The following is a 22,621-nucleotide window of genomic DNA, read 5'->3' as shown; positions in this document are numbered from 1 at the left end:
GGATCAGTGCCCCCCGGCCATCCGCAACCCGGCGATGCACGCCACCAGTCCCAGCATCAGCAGCAGTCGCACCAACGTGGCGGGCTCGCCGAACCACAATATGCCCACCGCCACGGTGCCGAACGCGCCGATGCCGCCCCACACCATATAGGCAGTGCCCATGGGGATCGTCCGCGCTGCCCATTCGAGCAGCAGCATCGACGCCGTGACCGAAAGGAGAAAGCACAGCGTCCAGGGAATACTGCGAAACCCGTCGACGAAGCGCAGGCAGGTGGTGAACCCCACTTCGCACAGCCCGCCCAGGATCAGCGCGGCCCAGGCCATCAGCGTCCCGCCAGCCGGGCCAGCGCCGCGCCGGTCACGCGCTGCACGGTCCATTCGTCCATCCCCACCGCACCCATTGCCCGGTAGAAATCGATCGCCGGCTGGTTCCAGTCGAGCACCGACCATTCGAACCGGCCATAGCCGCGATCAACCGCGATCCCCGCCAGATGACGAAGCAGCGCCTTGCCCACCCCGGCGCCGCGCGCGGCAGGGGTGACGTACAGATCTTCCAGATACATGCCCGGCAACCCCGTCCAGGTGGAGAAGTTCTGGAAGAACAAGGCAAAGCCCAGCGGCGTTCCGTCGTCATGCTCCGCGATCACCGCCTCGGCCGCCGAGCGTGGGCCGAACAGCGCCGCTGCCAGCATCGGCTCGGTCGCGACGACCGCCTCGGGCTCGCGCTCAAACTCGGCGAGTTCGCGGACGAAGGCGAGGATCTGCGGCACGTCTTCGGGAGTAGCAAAGCGGATATGGGTCATGCACCGGCCTCGGTCTGCGGAGCGGGTGCCACGCGGCCGCGGATCGCGACCAGACAGCCCAGGATAATCAGCACCGCGCCGCCCACCGTCCAGGGCGAAACCCGCTCGTCGAACACGACATAGCCGAGGATCGCCGCCCAGACGAACGCGGTATATTCCACCGGTGCCAGCACCTGCGCCTCGGCATGGGCATAGGCCCAGGCGAGCAGCACGGCGGACACCGAGCCGACCGCCGCCGCGCCGATAATCCACGGCCACAGCGCCACGCCGGGCATGGTCGACAGCCACGGCGCCCCCGGCAGCAGCACCAGCGCCAGTACGATGCTGGTGAACAGCGCAACCTCGATCGGGTCGGCAATCTGCGCCTGGCGCCGCAGCAGGATCAGGCTGCCGGCGTAGAGGATCGAGGCGAGGAAGACTGCAACCGACCCCAGCACCACCTCGGTCGAGGCATGCGCCTGCGCCTGGCCGGCGGCGATGACGAACACGCCCAGGCTGGCGACCAGCGATCCGCCGATCGCCGCGCGGCGAATGCGCTCGCCAAGGAACATCGCGGCCAGGAACAAGGCGATCAGCGGGGCGAGGAAGGTCAGCGCTACTCCCTGCGCCATCGTCACCCGCACCAGCCCCCAGAAAAAGAGCAGCACCGAAAGGCCGGCGGTCACCCCGCGACAGAAATGGAGCATCAGCGCCGCCCGCCCTGGCCAGCGCGTCCGCCGGGCGACGAAGATCGGGCCGAGCAGCACGATCGCCCCGACCGACCGCCACAGCACCGCGCTATAGGCGCCATGAGCAATCGACATGCCCTTCATCACCGCATCCATCACCGAATAATTGGCGATACCCAGCGCCGCGACGGCAAAGGCAAGGGCGGGGGAACGGCGCATGCCCGCCGGTTAGCGCCCCGGCGCCCGCTTGGCGAGGGGGTGAAGTTTATGAAGTTTAGGGCTTTGACAGCTTTCCGGAGGGAAGGCAGCAACACCCAATTCGGCTTATTATCTTTATTTTACAATATCTTATGTCGACAATTACACATCTGACACCTCCCCCTTATTTCGGCGGAGAAACAGCCGCCTTCATCGTCTCCAGCCGGGCATTCTGCGCCTTGCGGTCGGGAACGCCGAGGGCTTCGCGCAGCGAGTCCGGCACCAGCGCGGGATCATAGGGCTCCATGGTCGGACCGGTCGCCTTCGCGCTGATGAATTGCGTACCGTAAATCTGCTTCTGGCCGATCTTCATCAGATAGCGGTCCAGCGTGGCCGCGGCGATCCAGCTCGCATCCGCCTTTCCTCTGGCGACGGCGGCAAGCGCGAGGCTGTGCGCGAGCAGGTAATCGTCTGCGGTCGTCCCATGCTGGAAGACGAACGCGGCGGCGTAATAATCCGCGCCGGTGTGGAGCGCGCCGGCATCGAGCAAGCGCCGCGCCGCCACCCGCCGCTGCTGATCGTCCGCGATCATCTTTGTGACAAAGGCGCGGTCTGCAAATTGTTCGGGTTTGATGCCGGTCCGCGCGACTTGATCCGCGGCGAACAATGTCTGCATCTCGGCATTGTCCACGGCAGCAGCCGCTTGCGCAGACGCCGCCAACGGCGCCGTGCAGCCGATGAGAATGGCAAGAGCCGCCGCCAAAGACCGATATTCCACCACAAATCCTCCTCGAACAGGTATCGGACAGCATTGATTACAAATGTAGTCATCATTGTCGATAGGCGCTCGCATCCGATTCGAGATTCCCGCCCGATTCGAACTGTCAGCCACCAAAATTTCCCGCGCCAGCCGCCGCCCGTACCGGGCGCCCTCTATAACTAGGCCGAAAGCAAACGGCATTTCTGCGGAACCAGGCGGCGCGACGGGACAGGTCGTGGCCGGCGCGGGAGGGCCGTTCGCCCATCGGATCATATCTGATCGATCGAGGGGGATCGGCTCTGACGGAGTACGCCATGTTCCCCTTGCGTCTTTTGCTCGCTCTGGCTGCGCTTGCCGCAACCTGGATCACGCCCGTCGCCCGCGCCGCGAACAGCGATTACAGCCCCGCGCTGAGCGACCGGCAGGTCGCTTATTACCTGCAATATCCCAAATTCGCCTCGGCAGCGCGCTATGGCCTGCGCGACAATGTCGGCAACGCGATGGACAGCCCCTCGGTCGTGCAGATGACCGGCCAGCCCTATAAATATGCCGCCGTCTATCACACGGCCTATCCGGCGGCGGGCGGGTTGCACTTCAAGGTCAATCTGGCCGTATCCAACGACCTGATGAACTGGAACTATCTCGGCACGGTCATCGACCATGCCGGCATGCCGCGGCTGTCGCTGGTCCGCGGATCGGGCTGGATCGTGCTGGCGCACGAGCAGTGGACGGCACGCGGCCAGATTTCCACCGGCCCGTCGCGCATCGGCTATCAGCTGTTCTACAGCTTCGCCGATCTGTACAACCGCGCCATCCGCGCGAGCTGGATTCAGCCCGGCTATCAGAATGCCATGAACGGCACGCCGAGCTTTTTCGAACTGCACCAGGATTATTGCGGCACCAGCCCTTGCCTGGCGGGGCAGATCGGCTTCCATTTCTGGAACGGAAAGCGCGACGTCAACGCCACCACCAGCATGTTCCGCCTGTTCGCGCAGCACACCGCGCCGCTGGCGATTTCGGTGACTGCCGATCGCTATAATGCCCAGTTCCAGGCGGCCGGCGTGACCGGCAATCTGGGCCAGCGCGACCTGCTGAGCACCACCACCAGCCGCTACGTGCTGCAGGAAGGTAATGTCGGCACCCCCGCCGCCTCCTGGGACAAATGGCGGATTTTCCTGTACAAGTTCAACGAAGCCATGGTTGCGCCCAATGGCTATGGCACGATCACCCAGATCCTGCCCGAAACGCCGGCGGGAAGCACGTCCTTCGGCAACCCCAGCGTGAACGTGGTCGACGATCCGAACGGACGCGGCAAGGTGCTGGTGGTTTCCTACTTCCTCTTCTCGCAAGGCGCGAAGGGGAATGAGGCCGGCAGCCTGCTCTATTATTACCGGCTGTGACGCCCCGGGGCGGGGCCGCGCCTCGCCCCTATTCCGCCGCCGCTGCCGGTGCGCCGTTCGCCGCTTCGATTTCGGCCGCCTTGGCCTCGACCAGCTTGACGATATGGTCAAGCATGTCGGCATCCTCGACAATGTGGTCGGTCAGGCCGATGTCGGTTTCGCGCGCCTCGCCGGGGCCGTTGACGACGCAGCCGAGCACCGATAGCGACAGCGGCGTACGGATGTGCTGGAGCCGTTCCTCCAGCGCCTGCACGGTGCGGATCACGTCGAAGCCCTGGCGTGCGCAGCTCGGATCACACACCATCGGTCACGGCGATTGCTGGATTTTGGGAATGAGACCCGTCCATGCCAACGCACGCCGGTACTCACGATCGAGAGCGGAGTAGTCTTCACCCGGTCCCACCAGGCTATGGTCGGCATCCGGCACACGACGCACTGTGAGGTCACGGCCAGCAGCCAGTAGCTTGGCGACCGCAACTTCTTGCGAAAGCGGTGGCGTGCTGAAGTCGGCAGTACCGAAAGCCAGATATACGCGGGCATGGCTACGGACCAGTTCATCGCCAGGCTCCACCGCGAAGAACGAAGACCAGCGGCGGTACGGATGCCCCCACGCGAATTTGGTCGTGCTGTCGGGGTCGGCGCGGATGGCCGCAATCTGCTTCTCCACCTCCTCAATACAATGGCTGCGGTCAAAGCATCGCGCATAGGCCGACGCCAGAAAATCGAACAACTGGGTGGTACCAGAGCCGCCGATAGCAATCACGTCAGAGACACTGGGGTCGCGACCGGCCAGCAAGCTCGCCATCACGGCGCCTTCGGAAATTCCGAGTAGAATTGTCCGGCGGGAATCCACCCCGTTCTGGAGACGCGCATCATCGACCGCCGCCATCAATGCCGTCAGCCACCGCTCTGCGGTAAAGTCTACATTGAACCGGGTGCTGCACTCTTGCGCGGTACCGCCGCTAGCGCCGGAATCGGCTTCCGGCTTTTCAACCGCCATCACCGCAAAATTCCGCTCGGCCGCAAAGGGCAAGAGATCGAACAGCGTGCTGTATCTATTCTCGCCCTGCCCCTTGATGACAGGCGTACATCCTGAGCCTTGAATCATGAGCAACAATGCCGCGGGACGGCTCGGCCGGCTTAGATAATAGGTTATCTTTCGTCCCAACTTGTCGGTGACGCTATGTGTAGCGAGCGGGAACGGAACCGACGTCCCCTGCCCTTCGGCAGGAAGAGCCAGGAGGCAGGGCAAAAGCGATACAAGCATCATAACGATGCCAGACTTCCACTCGCGCATAGCTCATTGTTGCAGCGACAGCCTCGCCGGACAACGACAATCTGGGGATCTACTCTGCCGCCTGCGCCGGTGCAGCGTTGGCCGCGTCGATCTCGGCCGCCTTGGCCTCGACGAGCTTGACGATGTGATCGAGCATGTCGGCGTCCTCCACCGTGTGGTCGGTCAGGCCGGACAGATAGACCATGTGCTTGCCGTTGCCGCCGCCGGTCAGGCCGATGTCGGTTTCGCGCGCTTCGCCCGGACCGTTGACGACGCAGCCGAGCACCGAGAGCGACAGCGGCGTGCGGATGTGCTGGAGTCTTTCCTCCAGCGCCTGCACGGTGCGGATCACGTCGAAGCCCTGGCGCGCGCAGCTCGGGCAGGAAACGACGCGCACGCCCCGGTTGCGGATGCCGAGCGATTTCAGAATCTCGAAGCCGACGCGCACTTCCTCTTCGGGCTCGGCCGAGAGGCTGACGCGGATCGTGTCGCCAATGCCGAACCACAGCAGCGAACCGATGCCGATCGCCGACTTGACCGTGCCGCCGACGAATCCGCCCGCCTCGGTAATCCCCAGGTGCAGCGGGCAATCGACCGCGTCGGCGAGCTGCTGATAGGCAGCAACCGCCAGGAACACATCCGACGCCTTCACCGCCACCTTGAATTCGTGGAAATCGCGATCCTGCAGCAGCTTGATATGGTCGAGCGCGGATTCGACCAGCGCCTCCGGGCAGGGCTCGCCATATTTTTCGAGCAAGTCTTTCTCGAGACTGCCGGCATTGACGCCGATGCGGATCGAGGCGCCGTTCGCCTTGGCGGCATTCACCACTTCGTTCACCCGGTCGGCCGAGCCGATATTGCCGGGGTTGATGCGCAGGCAGGCGGCGCCGGCATCGGCGGCCTCGAGCGCGCGCTTGTAGTGGAAATGGATGTCGGCGACGATCGGCACGCGCGCGGCGCGGACGATTTGGCGGAGCGCCGTGGTGCTCTCCACATCGGGGCAGGAGACGCGGATGATGTCGGCCCCGGCATCCTCACAGCGGCGAATCTGGTCGATCGTCGCCTTCACGTCGGACGTCGCGGTGTTGGTCATGGTCTGCACCGTCACCGGAGCGTCGCCGCCCACGGGAACATTGCCCACCATGATCTGACGGCTCTGCCGCCGGACGATATCGCGCCAGGGTCGTACGGACATGGCCGCCATATAGGCGTTTCGATGCCACGGGGCTAGGGCGGATGCGGCCGAGCTTTTCCTTGCCCGCCAGCGGCAATCGCGGACGGAGTGGGCCGCGCCGCGACATGGTTTCTCCTCCCCCTTGATGGGGGAGGATAGCGAAGCTTGGCAGCTTGCTGCCTAGCGGAGCTTGGAGAGGGTGAGCGGCTGCAAGAGCAGCCGCGCGATTTGCGGAAGGCAAATCGCCCCCTCTCCCTCCCACCGCCTAAGGCGGCGGGCCCCTCCCTCTCCCACAAGGGGAGAGGGGGCGACCTAGGCGACACCGCTGCCCACCATAGTCCAAGCGACCATGGCTTGGACCCGTTGCCCGATCTGCTAGAGACGCCGCGATTTCTGTCCTTAGGAGCGCGTCCCCATGCCCACCGCCACCCCCAAGCCTCGCTGGACGCTGATGATCCATGGCGGCGCGGGCATGATGACGCCGGGGATGTTGAGCGCCGAGCAGGAAGCGGGCGCACTGGCCGGGCTCGATGCCGCGCTGGAAGCGGGCGCGGCGCGGCTCGCGGCGGGCGGATCGGCGCTCGATGCCGTGCAAGCCGCAGTCGAGGCGCTGGAGGACGATCCGCATTTCAACGCCGGCCGTGGATCAGTCTATACCTGGGAGGGCGAGCATACTCTGGATGCCGCGATAATGGACGGGCGTACCCGCGATGCCGGGGCGATCGCCGGGGCCCAGACCACCCGGCACCCGGTGGCGCTGGCGCGCAGCGTGATGGCGGCGAGCCCGCATGTGCTGCTCGCCGGTGCCGGCGCCGACCAGTTCGCCCGCGAACAGGGGCTGGAGCAGGTCGACAATAGCTGGTTCGGCACCCCCGAGCGGCGGCAACAGCTGGACGTGATGAAGGCGCGGGCCGGCGACGGCTGGTTCGATATCGACATGAAATACGGCACCGTGGGCGCGGTGGCGATGGATGCGAACGGCCATGTCGCCGCCGCCACTTCGACCGGCGGGCTGACCGGCAAGCGCTGGGGCCGGATCGGCGATTCGCCGGTAATCGGCGCAGGCACCTATGCCGACGACCGCGCCTGCGCAGTCTCCGCCACCGGCGCCGGCGAGTTCTTCATCCGCGAAGGCGTGGGGCATGAGATCGCCGCGCGGATGCGCTTTCTGGGCGAAGACGTGCAGGCGGCAGCCGACCATGTGCTGGGCGATGTGAAGGCAATGGGCGGCGTCGGCGGCGTGATTGTCGCAGCGCCGGACGGCGCGCTGGCGTGGAGCTTCACCACCTCAGGCATGTATCGCGGGCGTATCACCAGCGAGGGCGCAAAGCAGGTGGCGATTTACGGGGAAGGTTGAGCGGCCTTACCCCCTCCCTGACAAGGGAGGGGTCGGGTGGGTGCGCGCGTCTGCGCGCTCCTGAAACTCCATTCCCAAATCGACAGCGAGTCCCGCCGCCTCACGGCGGCGGACCCACCCCTGGCCCCTCCCTTGCAGGGAGGGGAATGCCTCTGGGAGGCTCGGAAAGAACAAAGGTGCGGGTGACCCGATTCGAGGGAACCGGCCCCCTAACCGATTGAACCGAAAAGCGCCGCGTCCTACGGGCTTGCCCCATGAGTCGCGTATTTGCCCTGTTCGCCGCGCTGCTTGGCCTTGGCGCCGCTGCGCCCGCCTCCGCTTATTGGGAATATGGCCACCAGACGGTCGCTGCGATTGCCTATCGCAACGTGACGCCCAGGGTGCGCGCGCGGATCGATGCGCTGCTGGCGCGCACGACGCTGCTCGATACGCCGACCTGCCCGGCGCGGACGATCGAGCAGGCAAGCGTCTGGGCCGATTGCGTGAAGCCGCTGCGCGACCGCTTCGGCTATGCCTATAGCTGGCATTATCAGGACGTCGACATCTGCAAGCCGTTCGATCTGGTGCCGCCGTGCAAGGACGGCAATTGCGTCTCCGCCCAGATTGAGCGCGACGTCCGGCTGCTCAAGGACCGCAAGACCGCGCTGAAGGACCGGGTGCAGGCGCTGGTGTTCCTGATCCACTTCGTCGGCGATCTGCACCAGCCGCTCCATGCCGGCGAGCATGGCGACGAGGGCGGTAACAAGGTGAAGACCAATTACGGCCTCTACAGCGGCAAGCGGCTGAACCTGCATTCGGTGTGGGACGGCTATCTGGCGGAGCGCGCGATCACCTCGCCGCCCGGGCTGGTCCGCCGCTACAGCGTCGCCGAACGGGCGCGGATCGGCGCGGGCACCGTCACCGACTGGAGCCGCGAGAGCTGGCAGGTGGCGCGCGATACTGTCTATCCCAGCGCGCTGGGGCCGAATGTCTGCACCGCGGCGCCGCACGACGGCCATCTCGACGAAGCGACGATCGCGCAGCTGGTACCGGTGGCGCGGCAGGAAGTGCTGCGCGGCGGCATCCGGCTTGCGAAGCTGCTCGACCAGGCATTGGGCTGAGCCGGCGCGGCTCAGCCGTTCCGCCAGCGCCACTCGCCGTCGGTCTTGACCCGGCACAACCAGACGAAACCGACCGTCAGCGGGACCAGCAGCGCCATGAAGGCGGGATGCGCCGGCATCGCCAGCCGGACGAGGGCGATGGTGACGGCGATAAACACCAGCGTCGCCAGCCATCCCTGCCAGTTCGCCGGCGTGGCGCCATAGCCGAAGCTTTTGGGCTTGAACCAATAACCGGGGCGCATCCCGGAGTCCGTGTCGCGGTTCATTCCGCATCTCCTTGCTGATCCTTGGGCTGATCCTTGGGCGGCCGCCCGCGCTTTGCGCGCACCGGGTCCGCCAGCTTTACCCCGCGCCGCGCCAGCGCCTCGCGCAGCAGGCATTCGACCTGCGCGTTGACGCTGCGCAGGTCGGTCGCAGCACTCCGCTCGATCGCGGCATAGAGCGCGGGATCGAGGCGGAGGGGAAATGCCTTTTTCTGCGGGGGAACGCTCACCAAACTGCCTTACTGATAGAGCGAGCCTGCATTGACGACCGGCTGGGTATCGCGCTCGCCGCACAGCACCACCATCAGGTTGCTGACCATCGCCGCGCGCCGTTCGTCATCCAGTTCGACGACATTCTTCGCCGATAGCTGCTCGAGCGCCATTTCGACCATCCCCACCGCGCCTTCGACCAGCGTCTTGCGCGCGGCGACCACGGCCTGCGCCTGTTGCCGACGCAGCATCGCCCCGGCGATTTCCTGCGCATAGGCGAGGTGCGTGAAGCCGCATTCGTCGACGGTGATGCCGGCCACCGCCAGCCGCGCGATCAGCTCCGTGCGCAGTTCGGCGCCGACCTGATCGTGATTGCCCCGCAGCGTGACTTCCTGATGCTCGAAATCGTCATAGGGGTAGCGCGAGCCGATGGTGCGGACTGCGGCTTCGATCTGCACATTTACGAACGCCTTGTAATCATCGACGTCGAACAGTGCCTGTGCGGTGTCGGTCACGCGCCACACCACCTGCGCCGCCATCTCAATCGGGTTGCCGCGCAGGTCGTTCACCTTGATCTTGTCCGAGATCATGTTGTTGGCGCGCACCGAGACCTTCTTCTTGATCAGCCACGGCCAGGCCCAGCGCAGGCCGGTGGTGCGGTCGGTTCCGCGATAATCGCCGAACAGCAGCACGGCGGCGGCCTGGTTCGGCTGGAGCAGGTAAAAGCCCGAGATCGCGAACAGGAACACCAGCGCCGCGGCCAGCATCCATGTCACCACGGCAGCATCGGGGAGCTGTTCGATCTGGGTGAACGCCGCCGCCCCGGCCGCGAGCGCGACCAGCGCGATCGCCAGCATACCATAGCCGCTCAAGGTCTGTGCGGCGATTTCGCGGCTCTGCTGAAGCGCAGGCGCCGAACCACGAACGTCACTCATTTTTCCCTCCTGAATTATGATATCATATTTATATCGATTCGGAGGGGAAGGCAAGCGGCCAGCAAAAAACCGCCGGGGATCGCTCCCCGGCGGCCTTTGGAAAACACGAACGTCAGGCGATCAGCTCAGGACGATCGTCACCGCGCGGCGGTTCTTCGCCCAGCTTGCTTCGTCCGAACCGAGCGCGATCGGGCGTTCCTTGCCATAGCTGATCGTGGTCATGCGATCCGCCGACACGCCCTTGGCGGCGAGATAGTTCTTCGCCGAATTGGCGCGACGGTCGCCCAGCGCGAGGTTGTACTCGCGGGTGCCGCGCTCGTCGCAATGCCCTTCGATGGTGATGCGCACATTCGGGTGCGCAACCAGCCAGGCAGCCTGGCTGTCGAGGATCGTGCGCGCTTCCGGATCGATGTCATACTGGTCGAGCGCGAAATGGATCGTGTCGCTCGTCACTTCGCGGCGGAACTGCTCGGACAGCGGAGTGGCCTGCGTGGTCTCGCCATTGCCATAGGGCTGCGGGGCGGCGGTCGGCTGCGGCTGCGGGGGCGGCGGCAGTTCCTTCGGCGGCTTCTTCGAGCAAGCCGCAGTGGCGACGAGCGCGACGCCAAGCATCAGGCCAGTGGCGAAACGGGACATTCAAAACCTCCTAATGAATGAGGGGCTGGACAGTATATTGCAGGTATTACGCGCGGATTGCAGTTTGGTTCATGGCCGTAACGGACCCCAGTTCGGGTCCGAACCGTCAAGCGGCGTGGGAATCCGGCGGGTGGCGCGGCCGGTCAGATCGACCGTCCACAGGTCCGGCCGGCCCGACCCTTCGGCCGAACGGAAGAACATCAGCACCCGGCCATTGGGCGACCAGGTCGGGCCTTCGTCACCCCAGCTGTTGGTGAGCAGCTTTTCGCCGTCGCCCGAGGGGCTCATCACACCGATCCGGAAAGCGCCCCCGCCCATCTTGGTAAAGGCGATCATGTCGCCGCGCGGGCTCCATGCCGGCGCCGCATAGCGACCGCCGCCGAAGCTGATGCGGTGCTGGTTCGAACCATCGGCATTCATCACATAAAGCTGCTGCGTGCCGCTGCGGTCGCTCTCGAACACGATCTTCGACCCGTCGGGCGAATAGCTGCCGCCGGTGTTGATGCCGGCGGTGTTGGTGAGCCGCTGCGGCTCGCCGCCGCTCGCGCGCACGCGGTAGATGTCGGTATTGCCGGCACGCGCCATCGAGAAGACCACCCACTGCGCATCGGGCGACCAGTGCGGCGCGAAGTTGAGCGCGATGTTGGAGACGAGCACGCGGTCCTGGCGCGAGCTCAGGTCATAGACATGGATCGACGGGCGATCGCGCTCGAAGCTCATATAGAGGATCGCGTTCTGCTTCGGCGACATGCGCGGCGTCAGCACGATCGACTGACCGTTCGTCAGGAAGCGGTGGTTCGCGCCGTCCTGATCCATGATCGCGAGCTGCTTGCGGCGGCGATTCTTGGGGCCGGTTTCGGCGATATAGACGATCTGGCTGTCGAAATAGGGGCCTTCGCCGGTCAACCGCGTGTAAATGGCGTCGGCGCATTTGTGCGCGGCGCGGCGCCAGTCGGCCGGCGCGACGACAAAGCCCTGGCGCGCCAGTTCGGTCTTGGCGAGCACGTCGTAGAGATAGCAGCCGACCGTCAGGCTGCCGTTCGAATTGGCGCGGACATAGCCCTGCACCAGCGCCTGCGCGCCGGTGCCGCCCCAATAGTCATAGGCGGGCGCCGTCACTTCGGCGAAGCTCACCGCGCGCAGCAGCGCGGGCTGGAGCGGCGTGAACAGGCCCGATCCGCGCAGATCGTTGGTGATGACATCGGCGAGCTTCTGGCCGAGCACATCGGTGGGGCCGGCGGGCGTATCCTGCACCGCGCCGGTCGGCATGGCGGGGATGGCAATCGGCATCGGCGCAGAGATGCCGCCGACGATGTCGATCACCGGTTGCTGGTTCTGCGCCTGTCCCGGCATGGCCTGGCCGTCGGGAGCCGCCTGCCCACCCTGCGCCGCCTGTGCGGCAGCCTCGGGGCTGTTCGCGATCGGCGGGGGAGAACTGGTCTGGGCGTGCGCGACACTGGCGAGGCACAGGGCCCCCAGGGCCAACATCCGTATCTTCATACCATCTTCCTCATCCAGGCAACTTGAACGCAAACGCCAGACTCTTCCACCCGTTCGGCACATCGTAAAATTGTGCCGGCAGTCCGGAAAAGGGCGCGCAGGCTTTAAACATCGCAGTGGCGCGGTCTTTCACCTTTTCGGCGTAGATGGCGTTGTCCGCATCCACACCCTGCACGCCGGTCACAACCGGATCACCGGCCAGCGCGCCGTCCGGGTTCAGGTTGATCCGAAAGAGCACGCGAATACGCTCGGCACCGGGGCCGGGCGAAACAATGCTGTTGGCGCAGAGCTGAAGCTGCCGCGCGATCTGCATTCGCCATGCCGCGGGCCCCTGCGCGGCCGGCGCAGTCGCCGGGGTGCCCCTGTCCATCTGCTGCGCATGCGCCTTTTCCTGCGACACCGCCGCCAGGACATGCGCGGGTCCGACGAGGCACAACGCCACGAATGCAAGGGATCGCTTCAGGAACATACGATCCTCATCCCGGCAGCTTGTAGCTGAAGGGCAGGCTCTTCCAGCCGTTCGGCACACCATATAGTTTTGGCGGGAGGCCATGGATCGGCGTGCAACCACGGAAGGTCGCGATCGCCAGATCCTTCACGCGCTCGACATAGCGCGCATTCTCGGCATCCTTTCCCTGCACCCCGGTAAATTCGACATCACCGGCCAGCGAACCGTCCGGATTGAAGTTGACCCGAAGCAGCACGCGGATGCGTTCGGCACCCGGCCCCGGCGTAACCTGCCGGTTGGCGCAGGGCTGGATTTGCCGTGCGATGAGCCCCCGGAAACTTGCAACATCCGCCGACGACGCGACGGCCGCAGGATTGTTGGTCGTGGTGCTGTTCGTCTTGTTGTTCGACACGCCCAGGTCGAGCCCGTTGAGATTGCCGGTCGGCCGCACCGGGCGGCGTTCGTGGCCGCGGCCCGTGTTGGCGGACGGCGCATTGCTCGGCTTTTCCGGCGCGGGCTTGGCGGCAGGCGCGGCATGGGCGGGCTTTACCGGCCGGGGCTTTTCGGCCGGGGCGGGTTTGGGTTCCGGCTTGGGCTCGGGCTTCGGTTCCGGCTTCGCCTCGGGCGCGGGCTTGGGCGGCGCGGGCTGCGCCTTGGGCTGCGGCTGTGGCTCGGGCGCAGGTGCGCTCTCGGGCTCGACCGGCGCTTCCACCGGCGACTTCTTCGCCGCGAGTTCCTCATGACTGACGACCGGCGCGGTGCTTTCCGCACCCACCTCTTCGGCCAGCGAAATGTCGATCGGGATCGCCTTGGGCGACTCTTCGGGCTTGGCGAGGAAACTCAGCGACAGCGCGCCGAGCACGACGGCGTGCACGACGAGCGAAATGCCCAGTCCGACGCCTTCGCTACGGTCGATCGCCTGCGTCATGGTCAGCGCTGGTTGCTGGGATCGGTGAGCAGCGACACGCGGTTCAGCCCGGCGCGATTGAGCTCGCCCATCACCCGCATCACCTTGCCATAACCGAGCGCGGTATCGCCGCGCAGATAGATGGCAGCGGGCTTGCCGTCCGGCCCCTTCTTCGCCGCGATCGCCTCAAGCCGTGCCGGCAGCTCGGCATCGCTGACCAGATCGGTATCGAGGAACACCTGGCCCTTTTCGTCGATCGAGATCTGGACCGGCTTCTGTTCCTGGTCGAGCGCCTTGGCGCGGCTTTCGGGCAGGTTCACCGGCACGCCGGCGGTCAGCAGCGGCGCCGTCACCATGAAGATGATCAGCAGCACCAGCATCACGTCGACCAGGGGCGTGACGTTGATTTCGGCCATCGGCGCGCGCTTGCCGCGCCCCTTGTTGGAGGGAAGGTGCATGCCCATGGGCTTAGCCCTCCATCTCCAGCCGCCGGCTGAGCGTGGCGTGGAAGCCGTCGGCAAAGCGGTTGAGGCGCGCCTCGATGCGGTTCACCGAATGGCTGAAGCGGTTATAGGCGATCACCGCCGGGATGGCGGCGAACAGGCCGATCGCGGTGGCGAACAGCGCCTCGGCAATGCCCGGCGCGACCACCGCCAGCGACGAGCTCTGCGCCTGGGCGATGCCGGTGAAGCTGCGCATGATGCCCCAGACGGTACCGAACAGGCCGACGAACGGCGCGACCGAGCCGACCGTGGCAAGGAAGTTCAGCCGGTCCGACAGCCGGTCGATCTCCATGGCGATCGTCGCGCCCATCGCAGTGGCGAGCCGTTCGCGCGTGCCCTCGCGGTCGATCGCCTTGCCGGCGGTCGAGCGACGCCATTCGGTCACGCCCGCCGAAAAGACCCGCGCGATCGGCTGGTCGCGCCCGGCCATGCGGCGGTGGAAGCCGTCAATATCGTCGGCCTCGCGATATTCGGTTTCGAACTTCTGGATTTCCCGGCGGACCGTGCCGGCCTTCAGCGCAAAGCTGATGATGATCGCCCAGCTCCACAGGCTGGCGGCAAGCAGCCCCAGCATGACCAGCTTCACGACGATGTCGGCCTGCAGGAACAGGTGGATCGGCGACAGGACGGCGTCGGTACTGACGGACGGCATGGGGGCTTACTTCTCCTTGCACACCAGCGGTTCGAAGGCCGCCAGCCACGCGGCCGGCTGACGTTTGGGGCGACCCGATGGAGCGACGAACGCGACCTCCACCCGGGCTTCCACCGCTATGACTTCGTTACGCATGACTGTTTGCTGAATAACGACACCGGCGGCGCGCAGACCGACCAGCCGGCTGATAACGACCAGATGATCGCCCAGTTTCGCCGGGCTGCGGTAACGGATATCCAAGCCACTGACCGCATAGGCACCTTCCCCCGCCTCGAACACGCTGCGCTGGTCGATGCCGGCGCATTCGAGCATGTCGGAACGGGCCCGCTCCATGAAGCGCAGATAATTTGCATGGTAGACGATGCCGGTCAGATCGGTGTCTTCGAAATAGACGCGCAGCGCGAATCGGTGCTCGGGGCCGACGAAGCGACCGGCTGGGGCAGGATCGGCGCAGGACATCGGCGCCTCCCTAGCGAAGGGAGCGCTGTAGCGGAACCCCGAACGGGCGCATGGCAGCGAGAGACCGCCACCCTCACCCTTCCACCTTTCTCCCAACGATCGCACTCAACTCTCGCGCTCCCCTCCCTGCGTTGCAGGGAGGGGCTGGGGGTGGGTGCGAGGGCGCCAGCCCGAGCGGGAGCGCGGGGGAAAAAGGGCGCCGGTCTTGGCATCCGGCCCCGCCCGACACCAAGACCCACCCCTAACCCCTCCCTTTCAGGGAGGGGAATCAATACGTCAGGATTTCCATCGGCCAAATGCGATTGCCATCCCGATGGGGTGGAGCAGTCCGGCGCGCGGCCGATAGTAAAAGCGAAGGTGTTCGATATTGCCATCACACAAAAGCGCGATAGGCTGCCCTCTTGATGACCACGCCCGCGCTTCGCATCAGCGACCTCCACAAATCCTTTGGCAAACCGGTAATCGCAGGCCTCGACCTGACGGTGCAGGCCGGGCAGCTCTATGCGCTGCTCGGCCCCAATGGCGCCGGCAAGACGACGACGCTGCGCATGACAGTGGGCTTGACCGAACCCGATAAGGGCGCAATCGAAATCTATGGCGTCGACGCGCGGCGCCGGCCGCAGGAGGCCAAGGCGATCACCGCCTGGCTGCCCGACGAGCCGATGCTCTATGACAAGCTGACGCCGGCAGAATATCTGGGCTTCGTGGCCGGGCTGTGGCGCATCCCGCCCGATGTCGCCGCGCCCGAGGCCGAGCGGCTGCTGCGCTGGCTGGAACTGTGGGACGTGCGCGACACGCGCTGCGAAGGCTTTTCGCGCGGGATGCGGCAGAAGGTCGCACTGGCCGGCGCGCTGATCCACGATCCGCAATTGCTGATCCTCGACGAACCGCTGACCGGGCTCGACGCCGCGATGGCGCGGGCCGTGAAGGACGCGCTGCGCGCCGCCGTCGATGCCGGCAAGACGGTGATCGTAACGACCCATATCCTCGAAGTCGCCGAGCGGCTGGCCGACCGGATCGGCATCATCGCCGGCGGGCGCCTGCTTGCCGAAGGGACGCTGGAGGAGCTGCGCGCCTTGGCCGGATCGGACGACATGACGCTGGAAGACGCCTTCATCCGCCTGACGAGCCAGCCATGATCGGCTGGGCCATGCAGCGGCTGTCGCCGGGCAGCATCGCCTGGCTGACGCTTCACGAAATGCGCGTGTCGATGCGCGCCGCGACGCGCAACCTGGCAGGACGCGCAATCGGCGGCGTCATCCTGATCGGCTATACGGCGCTGGGGATATTCGCCGGGCTGAGCCTGCGCGACGAACGGATGATGGCCGATCCGGTCGCGCTGCTGGTGGTGCTGCTCGCGGCGCTCCTGATGTTCACCTTCATGACCACCCAGTCGATCCTGTCGAGCCAGCGCACGCTTTATGGGTCGGGCGATCTCGACCTGCTGCTCTCCACGCCGCTCGATCCGCGTGCGGTGATGTCGGCCAAGCTGCTCGGCATCGCCGGCGGCGTGATGCTCACTTTCTCGCTGTTCGTGCTGCCGCTGGTGCTGCCGATCGCGCTGCTGGGCCATCCCGAACTGCTGGGCAGTGTTGCGCTGCTGCTCGCTTTGTCGCTCACCGCCGCCTGTCTGGGACTGGGCGTTACGCTGTTGCTGGCGCGCATCGCCGGCCCGCGCGCGGCGCGCACTGTGGGCCAGATTGTCGCGGCCCTCAGCGGCGGTGCGCTGTTCCTCGCCTCCCAGATCCTCAACCAGCACGACCATGGCAGCAAATCGGCACTGGAGCTGCTGTTCGACCGGATGGCGGGTAGCGGATTCGCGAGCCACGGGCTGGGCACGCTGCCCGGCCGGGCCGCGTTCGGCGATCCGCTGGCGGTGCTGCTGTTGCTGGGCGGGGCGATCCTGCTGTTCGCCGCCGCGACCTGGGGCATGCGCCATGCCTTTCTCCAGAGCTATCGCGCCGGCGGGATGCGCATGGCTTCGAGACGGGCGGCGAAAAGCCGGATTGCCCGCGCCTTCCACCGCAGCCTGTTCGCCGCGGTCTTCGCCAAGGAATGGCGGCTGCTGTTGCGCGATCCGGCGCTCGCGTTCCAGATCGTGCTGCGGCTCGTCTATCTCGCCCCGATCCTGCTGGTAGCGCTGCGCAAGGGCGATTCGCTGCCGCTGGCGCCAACGCTTGCCTTCACCAGCGTGGTGATCGCCGGCCAGCTCGTCTCCAGCCTCGCCTGGCTCGCCGCCTCGGCCGAGGACACGCCGGACCTGCTAAAGGTGGCGCCGGTGGACAAGGAGGAGCTGGATTTCGCGAAGCTGCTCGCCGCTATGGCGATGGCGGCGCCGCTGGCGGTGCTGCTGCCGTTCGCGATTGCGCTGCAGACGGTCCCGGGCGCGCTGGTGACGCTGGCGTTCACAGCTGCCGTGGGCGGCATTGTCGGCCATCTCGAAATCGCCTTTGCCAAGCCCGCCCCCCGCTCCACCTTCCAACGGCGGCAACAGGGCGGCGGCGTGCTGCGCAACCTGTTCGAATTCTTCGTCGCGATCGCGTTGGGGCTGGTGGCGGGCGTGCTCGTCTATTTCCTGTAAGACACCGGGACACCGCCGGGGTGCCCCTGCCCCCGCCGATCAGTAGAGCGCGTCGAGCCGTTCTGCATAGACCCGCTTCAGCACATGGCGGCGGATCTTCAGGCTGGGGGTCAGCTGCTCATTCTCGATCGCAAAGGGTTCGTCCGCCAGGATGAACTTGCGGACGCGTTCGATCACCGACAGCTCGCGGTTCACGCGCTCGACCGCCGCCGCAACGGCAGCCTTGAAGTCGGGGTCATGCGCAAGGTCGCGGAACTTGCACGGCGTGGCGGTGCGCGCGCAGAATTCCTGAGTCCATTCGGGATCGGGGACGATCACCGCAGTCATATAGGGCCGCTTGTCGCCATAGATCATCGCCTGCATGATTTCGGGCTGCAGCGTCAGCATGCCCTCCACCTTTTGTGGCGCGACATTGTCGCCCTTGTCGTTGACGATGATGTCCTTCTTGCGATCGGTGATCTTGATGCGGCCCTTTTCGTCGATCAGGCCGATGTCGCCGGTGTGCAGCCAGCCATTTTTCAGGACGCGGGCCGTCTCTTCCTCGTTGCGCCAGTAGCCGTGCATCACCAGCTCGCCGCGCACGAGGATTTCGCCGTCCTCGGCGATCTTCACTTCGACACCGTCGAGCGGCGGGCCAACCGTATCCATCTTGAGGCCCGCCTTGGGCCGGTTGCACGAAATCACTGGCGCGGACTCGGTCTGGCCATAGCCTTGCAGGAAGGTCAGCCCCAGCGACTGGAAGAAGATGCCGACTTCAGGATTGAGCGGCGCGCCGCCCGACACCATCGCCTTGATCCGGCCGCCGAAACGCTTGGCCAGCTTGGGCCGCAGCGTCGCATCGAGCAGCAGGTTGAGCGGCAGGTCGGCAATCCGGCCATTGCCCGCCGCCTTGCGTCCGCCGATCGCGACGGCCTTTTCGAGCAGGTAGTTGGCGAAATTGCCCTGCTTCTCGACCTGTTTGACGATCCGGGTACGCAGCACCTCGAACAGGCGCGGCACCACGACCATGATCGTCGGGCGCACTTCCTCCATGTTCGAGGCGAGCTTTTCCAGCCCCTCGGCATAGTAGATCTGCGCGCCCAGCCCGATCGGGAAATGCTGGCCGGCGGTATGCTCGTAGGCGTGCGACAGCGGCAGGAACGACAGGAACACTTCATCGTCCCAGCCGAAATCCTCGCTGATCAGCGCGGTGCAGGACTCGACATTGTGCAGGATCGCGCCGTGATGCTGCATCACCCCGCGCGGGGCACCGCCGGTGCCGCTGGTATAGATGATGCAGGCAAGATCCTCGCGCCGGAAGCTGGCGCGGACATTCGCCGCTTCCGGGTCGGTGGCATGCGCCGCGATCAGCGCGCGCCAGTCGTGATAGTCGATGCTGCCCTGCTGCCCCAGCCGCACATCGTCGATACCGATCACGATCCGCCCGCTCGACGAGCGCAGCACCGCCGGCATCAGCGTGCGGGCCAGCTTGGTGTCGGACACGATCACGGCGCAGGCGCCCGAATTTTCCAGGATATGCTGGTGGTCGCGTTCGGTGTTGGTGGTGTAGGTCGGCACGGTCACGCAGCCGGCCGCCATGATCGCCAGATCGCTGATGCAGAATTCCGGCCGGTTTTCCGACACCAGCATCACCCGGTCGCCGCGCTTCAGCCCCAAGGCGGTGAGTGCAGTGGCGAGGCTCGCCACCTGCCGGGCGGCGTCCGCCCAGCTCAGCGGACGCCAGGCGCCCCCGGTCTTGTGCCACAGAAAGGGCGCATCGCCCTTTTCGCGGGCACGGGCGAAGAACATCGCCACCAGATTTTCGAACCGTTCAAGCTTGCGCATTCCGCATCCCCTCGCGCGCGCCGGTTGCTTAGGCGCTTCGCCTGTTATTCCGACGGACGGTTCGGCTGTGCGCCGACCCGATCGATGTTGGTCGTGCGGCCCGTGATGTCCATCGCCACGCCTTCGGAGCGTGGATCGGCCGCACCCGTCCAGCGCCCGCCGACACGCTCGACGGCATTGGCCTTCAGGCCCATCGGCCCCGACTGCACCCGCTCGCCCAGCGCCTGCAGCGCCGGCAGCATGGCATCGAGCTGGGTGCCGCGCTCCGCGACCGCAGTGGGCCCCGGTGCATAGAGCAGGCCGAGGCCGATCGCGTCCTGCGCCGAAAGCTTCCAGTCGATCACGCCGATGATCGCCTTCGCAACCTGGGCAATGATCGTCGACCCACCGGCCGCGCCCACGGCCAGCCGCACCTTGCCGTCGGGGCCGAACACGATGGTCGGCGCCATCGAACTGCGCGGACGCTTGCCGCCCTCGACCCGGTTGGCGACGAGGTAGCCGTCCTTTTCGGGAACGATGTCGAAATCGGTGAGCTGGTTGTTGAGGATCGTGCCGTCGATCGACAGGCCGGAACCGAAGGGCCCTTCCACCGTCGTCGTCACTTCGACGACATTGCCGGCAGCGTCGACCACCGCCAGATCGGTGGTGCCCGCGACTTCCTGCACCTGCCCGCGCACCCGTGGCGGTGCGCCGGGCGGCGTCCCCGCAGTCACGCTCGCCATGGTCTTGCCGGCATCGATCAGTGCCGATCGACCGGCGATATAAGCGGGATCGAGCAACCCCTTCAGCGGCACCTTCACGAAATCCGGATCGCCCAGATACAGGTCGCGATCGGCATAAGCGAGCCGCGAGCTTTCGGCGAACAAATGCCAGGCGACCGGCGAATCCTTGCCCAGCTTCGCCATGTCGAACCGTTCGAGCTGCGCGAGGATCATCAGCACGGTAATGCCGCCCGAGGAGGGCGGGCCCATCGAACAGATTTTGTAGCCGCGATAGCGGCCGCACAGCACCGGCCGCTCCTTGGCGTCATAGGCGGCAAGGTCGCCCGGCGTCATCTTCGACGGATTGCGCGCCGCGCCGTTGACGGTGACGACCAGCTTCTGCGCCTCCGGCCCGACATAGAAGCTGTCCGGCCCCCGCGTCGCGATACGTTCGAGCAGCGCAGCCTGATCGGGATTGCGCACCGTGACGCCCTGGGCGAGCGGCTTGCCGTCGCTGCCATAGAAGACGGTGCGGAAGCCGGCATCGGTATGCCCCGAGAACTGGGCGAGCGAATTGGCGAGCCGCGGGCTCACCACAAAGCCGTCACGCGCCAGCCGGATCGCCGGCTGGAACAGAGAAGCCCAGGGCAGCTTGCCCGATTTGCGGTGGGCCAGCGCCATCGCCCGCAGCGCGCCGGGCACCCCGACACTGCGCCCGCCCGGCACTGCCGCAAAATGGCTGAGCGGCTTGCCGTCCGGCCCGTAGAACCAGTGCGGATCGGCCGCCGCCGGCGCCGTTTCGCGCCCGTCGATGCTGGTCAGCGCACGCGTCTTCGCATCATAGGCGACAAGAAAGCTGCCGCCTCCGACGCCGGAGCTTTGCGGCTCGACAACGTTCAGCGCCAGCATCGTCGCAATCGCGGCATCGGTGGCGCTGCCGCCCTTGCGCAAGATTTCGACACCGGCAGCGGCTGCACGCGGATCGGCCGCACTCACCATCCCCTGCGCCAGTGCGGAGCAAGGCAGGCACAGCAGCAGGAACAGCACGAAAAGCTTTCTCATGCCGCGAGCCTAGCCGTGTTTATCGAAAGGGGCAAAGCCCCGGCGGTCAACCGAGCGCGCGGGCAATGCGACGCGCAAGACCGGGGCCGCGATAGACCAGCGCCGAATAAAGCTGAACCATGGCAGCGCCCGCATCGATCCGGCGCCGCGCTTCGTCGGGACTGTCGATGCCGCCCACCGAGATCAGCGGCAGCACGCCACCCGTCGCCTCGCGGGCTTCCGCCAGTTTGGCGCGGGCCAGCGCCGCCAGCGGCGCGCCGGACAGGCCACCTGCCTCATTCGCATGGGCGGAACGCAGCGGCGGCCGGGAAATGGTGGTGTTCGAGACGATCAGGGCATCGACATGGTTGTCGATTGCCGCCCGAACGGCGCCTTCCAGACCGGCGCGGTCGAGATCGGGCGCGATCTTCAGGAACAGCGGCGTGGCGCCGCGTGCGCCGTGGCAGGCAGCCAGCAGTTCGTCGAGCGCAGGCCGCGACTGGAGATCGCGCAAGCCCGGTGTATTCGGCGAACTGACATTGATGGTGATGTAGTCGGCATGCGGTGCCGCCCTGGAAACGCCCAGCGCATAATCCGCCACGCGATCGGTAGAGTCCTTGTTGGCGCCGACATTGATGCCAAGCACGCCCGCCCGGTGCCGCAGCCTTGCGATCCGCGCCAAGGCCGCGTCAATGCCGCCATTGTTGAAGCCCATGCGGTTGATCACCGCCTCGTCTTCGACCAGACGGAAGAGCCGGGGCTTGGGGTTGCCGGGCTGCGGGCGCGGCGTCAGCGTGCCGACCTCGACCGCACCGAAACCCAGCCCGAACAGGCCGGTAATCGCTTCGGCATCCTTGTCCAGCCCGGCAGCCAGGCCGACGCAGTTGGGGAAATGGAGCCCGGCAATCGTCACCCCGTCCGACGCGACCGCCCTGGGTGCGAACGGCGTTCCTGCCGCGCCCCATAGCGATGCGGCTCGAATCGCTGCTTTATGTGCGCGCTCGGCATCAAGCGTGCGCAGCGCGGACATCAAAAAATTCCCCATTCCGGAGCTAATGCCCGGCAATGCAAACGTCGTCAAAGCGTTAAATGTCGATTCCGTACAATACCAAGGCTCCCGATTCGGGTAGAAGGAACGTGCGACCCGAGGGGTTCCGCTTAACGGGGGGAACCCTTTCCTTTTGGCCCGACCGGGCGACCGGTCGGGCCATTTTTTAATTTGCAC

24 protein-coding genes and 1 pseudogene are annotated in these 22,621 nt (G+C 66.1%); 5 read left to right on the top strand and 20 right to left on the bottom strand.

Annotation, left to right across the window (positions count from 1 at the left end):
• Nucleotides 1–3: 3 nt before the first annotated feature.
• From ACT53K_RS00490 to ACT53K_RS00475, 4 genes are all read right to left on the bottom strand, one after another.
• On the bottom strand, nucleotides 4–324 hold the full coding sequence (locus ACT53K_RS00490; RefSeq protein WP_476226563.1) for a DMT family transporter: 321 nt from the start codon (nucleotides 322–324) through the stop codon (nucleotides 4–6).
• A complete protein-coding gene (locus ACT53K_RS00485) occupies nucleotides 324–803 on the bottom strand; it encodes an N-acetyltransferase family protein (protein WP_476226562.1) in 480 nt (159 codons plus the stop codon). Before ACT53K_RS00485 ends, ACT53K_RS00490 begins: the two co-directional genes overlap by 1 nt.
• Nucleotides 800–1,690 carry a DMT family transporter gene (locus ACT53K_RS00480; RefSeq protein ID WP_476226561.1) on the bottom strand — a complete coding sequence of 297 codons (891 nt, stop codon included), beginning with the start codon at nucleotides 1,688–1,690 and terminating at the stop codon, nucleotides 800–802. Before ACT53K_RS00480 ends, ACT53K_RS00485 begins: the two co-directional genes overlap by 4 nt.
• Nucleotides 1,691–1,853: 163 nt before the next feature.
• On the bottom strand, nucleotides 1,854–2,630 hold the full coding sequence (locus ACT53K_RS00475) for a hypothetical protein (protein ID WP_476226560.1): 777 nt from the start codon (nucleotides 2,628–2,630) through the stop codon (nucleotides 1,854–1,856).
• Between the two features lie 113 nt (nucleotides 2,631–2,743).
• On the opposite strand from ACT53K_RS00475, the gene ACT53K_RS00470 reads away from it, so the two are divergent.
• Nucleotides 2,744–3,829: a hypothetical protein gene (locus tag ACT53K_RS00470; protein ID WP_476226559.1), complete on the top strand. Its 1,086-nt coding sequence runs from the start codon at nucleotides 2,744–2,746 to the stop codon at nucleotides 3,827–3,829.
• 28 nt (nucleotides 3,830–3,857) lie between these two features.
• Here the strand turns inward: ACT53K_RS00470 and ACT53K_RS00465 are convergent.
• The 3 genes and pseudogenes from ACT53K_RS00465 to ispG all read right to left on the bottom strand — a co-directional run.
• Nucleotides 3,858–4,133, bottom strand: a pseudogene (locus ACT53K_RS00465) (flavodoxin-dependent (E)-4-hydroxy-3-methylbut-2-enyl-diphosphate synthase); the annotation flags it as partial.
• 3 nt (nucleotides 4,134–4,136) lie between these two features.
• Nucleotides 4,137–5,126, bottom strand: coding sequence for an alpha/beta hydrolase family protein (locus ACT53K_RS00460; RefSeq protein ID WP_476226558.1), 990 nt, complete (start codon nucleotides 5,124–5,126; stop codon nucleotides 4,137–4,139).
• 49 nt (nucleotides 5,127–5,175) lie between these two features.
• The gene (ispG, locus tag ACT53K_RS00455) at nucleotides 5,176–6,300 is read right to left on the bottom strand and encodes a flavodoxin-dependent (E)-4-hydroxy-3-methylbut-2-enyl-diphosphate synthase (protein ID WP_476226557.1); all 1,125 of its coding nucleotides are present in this window, start codon (nucleotides 6,298–6,300) and stop codon (nucleotides 5,176–5,178) included.
• A gap of 394 nt (nucleotides 6,301–6,694) precedes the next feature.
• On the opposite strand from ispG, the gene ACT53K_RS00450 reads away from it, so the two are divergent.
• Nucleotides 6,695–7,636: an isoaspartyl peptidase/L-asparaginase family protein gene (locus tag ACT53K_RS00450; RefSeq protein WP_476226556.1), complete on the top strand. Its 942-nt coding sequence runs from the start codon at nucleotides 6,695–6,697 to the stop codon at nucleotides 7,634–7,636.
• Between the two features lie 254 nt (nucleotides 7,637–7,890).
• Nucleotides 7,891–8,736, top strand: a complete 846-nt coding sequence (locus tag ACT53K_RS00445; protein ID WP_476226555.1) for a S1/P1 nuclease — start codon at nucleotides 7,891–7,893, stop codon at nucleotides 8,734–8,736.
• 11 nt (nucleotides 8,737–8,747) lie between these two features.
• On the opposite strand, the gene ACT53K_RS00440 is transcribed toward ACT53K_RS00445, so the two are convergent.
• The 10 genes from ACT53K_RS00440 to ACT53K_RS00395 all read right to left on the bottom strand — a co-directional run bounded on the left by ACT53K_RS00440 (nucleotide 8,748) and on the right by ACT53K_RS00395 (nucleotide 15,249).
• Nucleotides 8,748–9,002 (bottom strand): hypothetical protein, encoded by a 255-nt coding sequence (locus ACT53K_RS00440; protein WP_476226554.1) that lies wholly within the window; start codon nucleotides 9,000–9,002, stop codon nucleotides 8,748–8,750.
• A complete protein-coding gene (locus tag ACT53K_RS00435) occupies nucleotides 8,999–9,229 on the bottom strand; it encodes a type II toxin-antitoxin system antitoxin (RefSeq protein ID WP_476226553.1) in 231 nt (76 codons plus the stop codon). The genes ACT53K_RS00440 and ACT53K_RS00435 overlap by 4 nt, the downstream gene beginning before the upstream one ends.
• Nucleotides 9,230–9,238: 9 nt before the next feature.
• The gene (locus tag ACT53K_RS00430) at nucleotides 9,239–10,144 is read right to left on the bottom strand and encodes an SPFH domain-containing protein (RefSeq protein ID WP_476226552.1); all 906 of its coding nucleotides are present in this window, start codon (nucleotides 10,142–10,144) and stop codon (nucleotides 9,239–9,241) included.
• 120 nt (nucleotides 10,145–10,264) lie between these two features.
• Complete coding sequence (gene pal, locus ACT53K_RS00425; protein WP_476226551.1) at nucleotides 10,265–10,780, bottom strand: peptidoglycan-associated lipoprotein Pal; 516 nt, start codon at nucleotides 10,778–10,780, stop codon at nucleotides 10,265–10,267.
• Nucleotides 10,781–10,849: 69 nt separating this feature from the next.
• A complete protein-coding gene (gene tolB, locus ACT53K_RS00420; RefSeq protein WP_476227262.1) occupies nucleotides 10,850–12,133 on the bottom strand; it encodes a Tol-Pal system beta propeller repeat protein TolB in 1,284 nt (427 codons plus the stop codon).
• A gap of 157 nt (nucleotides 12,134–12,290) precedes the next feature.
• A complete protein-coding gene (locus ACT53K_RS00415) occupies nucleotides 12,291–12,749 on the bottom strand; it encodes a hypothetical protein (protein WP_476226550.1) in 459 nt (152 codons plus the stop codon).
• A 7-nt stretch (nucleotides 12,750–12,756) separates the two neighbouring features.
• A complete protein-coding gene (locus tag ACT53K_RS00410) occupies nucleotides 12,757–13,656 on the bottom strand; it encodes a cell envelope biogenesis protein TolA (protein WP_476226549.1) in 900 nt (299 codons plus the stop codon).
• Between the two features lie 2 nt (nucleotides 13,657–13,658).
• A complete protein-coding gene (gene tolR, locus ACT53K_RS00405; RefSeq protein WP_476226548.1) occupies nucleotides 13,659–14,099 on the bottom strand; it encodes a protein TolR in 441 nt (146 codons plus the stop codon).
• A gap of 4 nt (nucleotides 14,100–14,103) precedes the next feature.
• Nucleotides 14,104–14,790 (bottom strand): protein TolQ, encoded by a 687-nt coding sequence (tolQ, locus tag ACT53K_RS00400; protein ID WP_476226547.1) that lies wholly within the window; start codon nucleotides 14,788–14,790, stop codon nucleotides 14,104–14,106.
• A 6-nt stretch (nucleotides 14,791–14,796) separates the two neighbouring features.
• A complete protein-coding gene (locus ACT53K_RS00395) occupies nucleotides 14,797–15,249 on the bottom strand; it encodes a YbgC/FadM family acyl-CoA thioesterase (RefSeq protein ID WP_476226546.1) in 453 nt (150 codons plus the stop codon).
• 404 nt (nucleotides 15,250–15,653) lie between these two features.
• Between ACT53K_RS00395 and ACT53K_RS00390 the strand changes: the two genes are divergently transcribed.
• Entirely contained in the window at nucleotides 15,654–16,388 is a 735-nt protein-coding gene (locus tag ACT53K_RS00390) for an ABC transporter ATP-binding protein (protein WP_476226545.1), read from the top strand.
• Nucleotides 16,385–17,830, top strand: coding sequence for a hypothetical protein (locus tag ACT53K_RS00385; protein WP_476226544.1), 1,446 nt, complete (start codon nucleotides 16,385–16,387; stop codon nucleotides 17,828–17,830). The genes ACT53K_RS00390 and ACT53K_RS00385 overlap by 4 nt, the downstream gene beginning before the upstream one ends.
• A 39-nt stretch (nucleotides 17,831–17,869) precedes the next feature.
• Here the strand turns inward: ACT53K_RS00385 and ACT53K_RS00380 are convergent, their stop codons facing one another.
• The 3 genes from ACT53K_RS00380 to ACT53K_RS00370 are packed head-to-tail and all read right to left on the bottom strand — an operon-like array spanning nucleotide 17,870 to nucleotide 22,426.
• On the bottom strand, nucleotides 17,870–19,654 hold the full coding sequence (locus ACT53K_RS00380; protein WP_476226543.1) for an AMP-dependent synthetase/ligase: 1,785 nt from the start codon (nucleotides 19,652–19,654) through the stop codon (nucleotides 17,870–17,872).
• 44 nt (nucleotides 19,655–19,698) lie between these two features.
• Nucleotides 19,699–21,417: a gamma-glutamyltransferase gene (ggt, locus tag ACT53K_RS00375; RefSeq protein WP_476226542.1), complete on the bottom strand. Its 1,719-nt coding sequence runs from the start codon at nucleotides 21,415–21,417 to the stop codon at nucleotides 19,699–19,701.
• Between the two features lie 46 nt (nucleotides 21,418–21,463).
• Complete coding sequence (locus ACT53K_RS00370) at nucleotides 21,464–22,426, bottom strand: quinone-dependent dihydroorotate dehydrogenase (RefSeq protein ID WP_476226541.1); 963 nt, start codon at nucleotides 22,424–22,426, stop codon at nucleotides 21,464–21,466.
• Nucleotides 22,427–22,621 lie beyond the last annotated feature (195 nt).

This window comes from Sphingomonas sp. DMC8 (assembly GCF_056314185.1).
This window is presented reverse-complemented; position numbering and strand designations above follow the sequence as displayed.